The sequence below is a fragment of the Rhizobium sp. Root1203 genome (genome assembly GCF_001424945.1).
GTDB lineage: Bacteria > Pseudomonadota > Alphaproteobacteria > Rhizobiales > Rhizobiaceae > Rhizobium.
On sequence record NZ_LMCW01000062.1, the window covers coordinates 1 to 2,314 of the forward strand.

Below are 2,314 nucleotides of genomic sequence, written 5' to 3' on the forward strand. Positions count from 1 at the left end.
ACGCCAACAAGCTCGACCCAGATGTTCATCTTCAATTGCGCTGACAACGAGTGCCCTTTCCAAAAAGCTCTCGACTATCCGAAGATTCTTACCCCCACGTTTTTCCCGCTCCCCATCATCGGTGGCGAGGTTTTCTACAACCTACTCTCGCACGATGTCGCGAAGCGCGTCCGCGTCCCAACGCCCGCGACCCAGAATGGCTTGTTGCCGCCACGGGCCGGGATCACCGGCCGCCTCAGCGCGCATCCAACCTGTCATACGCCGCTCGTCACCCAGCAAGCCGTCCAGGAAAAGGTTCGCAGATGCTGCGAGGGGAATCAGCATTGGCCAGTCTGGCAGACAAGGTGTTCCAGTCGCGCGCACCGTTCTGTCGGGCGACGAGCTCCAGCGCTTGGGCCTGGCCTAGCACTGTACCGTCTGCGGCAAGTGCGTTCCTCAGAGACTTTGCGTGCGCCTTGGCTTCGGCAATGGTTCTAACTGTCATGACAGGTTCTCCAAGGCCTTGAGCCCGATACCGGCGTCTCCTTGCGCCCTCACGGCGGCGGCAAGCACAAGAGTTGCGATGATTGCGGCCACACCATCGGCCAACGGATAGGCGAACCAAATCGCATCCGCGCCCAACATTGTCGCAGTCACTGTAACGAGGACAGGCAAGAGTATAAAAGGCTTGATCATGGTTAAAAGAGCGGCGCGGGCGGATTGGCCGATGGCCTGAAAATAAAGCCCAAGCACGAGAATTGGTCCAGAAAAAAAATAGACCGAAGCCATCGGACTAAGTATTCGGCCGACCTTGCCGATCACATCCGGATCAGCGACAAAGGCTGCTCCGGCGACTGTGCCTCTGCTCAGCAACAAAACCTCGACTGCAAGACAGTAGAGCAATGCCGTTGCCGCAGCGATCCGCAGGACCGCGTCCGAGCGAGTGAAGAGACGCGCACCGACATTGTTGCCGACGATGCTCTGCATCGCCATCGCGATCGCCATGATTGGTAGGAAGGCAAAACCGAAAATGCGTGTCACGATCCCGTAGGCGGCAATGGTCCTTTCGTAATCGGTGCCGCCTGTAAGACGGAGGGCAAGCACCACGCTGGCGGCTGAAAGCGCCATTCCGATAAAACCCAGACTGACGGGTGCGCCCAGCGCAACAATACGCCTCCAACTGCCGGTCCAGCGGTTCCGCCACAGGCTGTTGAGCGGCATCATGCCCCCAAGGAGCGGACGCAGCCCGGCCAGAAGCACCAGTCCCAGCGCCTGTGCCAGAACCGTGCCCGTGGCCGAACCCGCAACACCGAGCTCCAGCACCGCAACTAGGATGTAGTTCAGCAGAATGTTGATGAGCGTGACCCCAAGCGATATGAGCGCCATCAATCCCGCCCCCCCTTCGTTCCTCCAGGCATCGGCATGAACACCCAGCAGGAATTGTATCGGAGTTCCGAATACGGTAATTGCCAGGAAGACCCACACCATTTCGGCAACCGGACCATCGGAGCCCGCAATGCGTAGGGCGAAACCCCACCCGCACGCACAGAAGATGACGATCAGCAGTGACGCGATCGTCAGCGCAATTCCATGAGCACCGGCGAAGGTCGCATTGGCGGCATCGCGGTCGTCGGCGCCAAGCTGGCGAGCCAGCAGGCTTGACATTCCACCGCTAACAAGTGTCGAAAGCGCGATCGTCAACATCAGGACCGGGAAGGCCATACCGACAGCCGCCATGGCTTGCGGACCTACGAAATGTCCCAGAAAGGCGGCGTCGATAATACCCAGCATTCCGTTCATCACCATGATTACGATCATAGGGAATGCGGTGGCGGCAAAAATTCTGCCTGGAGAGGCAGTCAGAAAACGGTTTTCGGGCGATGGTCTCAAAGACATCACTCACTCCTCCAAAGAGGTATTTCATGTGGGATGGGAGCCTGCATTGCCACCGACGAAATGCTTCGAGGGTGAGGACGATCTGGATATACCGGGCTTCACCGTGACTTGCGTCTGCAGGCGGCAGGTGCTCGGAACCTGCGCGACAAAAGCCAGCAAATTCAACTATTGTCAATAGAGCAGCGTGTTGGAAAATCCGCAAACGTTTTGGGGAAACTGCTTTCGTAAGAGTCCCAAAAAAGTTAAGATTTTGCGCCTGATTTTTGCATCGCGCATTTTCGCACCGTTGCTCAGGCAGCGATTTTGCCGAAATCTATCCGGCTGTCCAGGTCGAGATCGAACGAGAGCGGGAAAAAGCCGGGGGTCACGCTGCCAGGTCGAGCTTTGCATTTTTGAGACGGCCGTCGGCGACGGCGGCTCGAACCTGCAGGACCCGATG

The 2,314-nt window shown here is 58.0% G+C and carries 2 protein-coding genes and 1 pseudogene; all 3 read right to left on the reverse strand.

From position 1 onward, the window contains the following. Positions 1 to 144: 144 nt before the first annotated feature. A pseudogene (locus ASC97_RS29400) lies at positions 145 to 312 on the reverse strand (IS701 family transposase); the annotation flags it as partial. After that, complete coding sequence (locus tag ASC97_RS34525; RefSeq protein ID WP_162246732.1) at positions 269 to 484, reverse strand: glyoxalase superfamily protein; 216 nt, start codon at positions 482 to 484, stop codon at positions 269 to 271. The gene ASC97_RS34525 and the pseudogene ASC97_RS29400, both read right to left, overlap by 44 nt. Next, positions 481 to 1,875: an MATE family efflux transporter gene (locus ASC97_RS29405; RefSeq protein ID WP_057471878.1), complete on the reverse strand. Its 1,395-nt coding sequence runs from the start codon at positions 1,873 to 1,875 to the stop codon at positions 481 to 483. Before ASC97_RS29405 ends, ASC97_RS34525 begins: the two co-directional genes overlap by 4 nt. Positions 1,876 to 2,314: the final 439 nt, after the last annotated feature.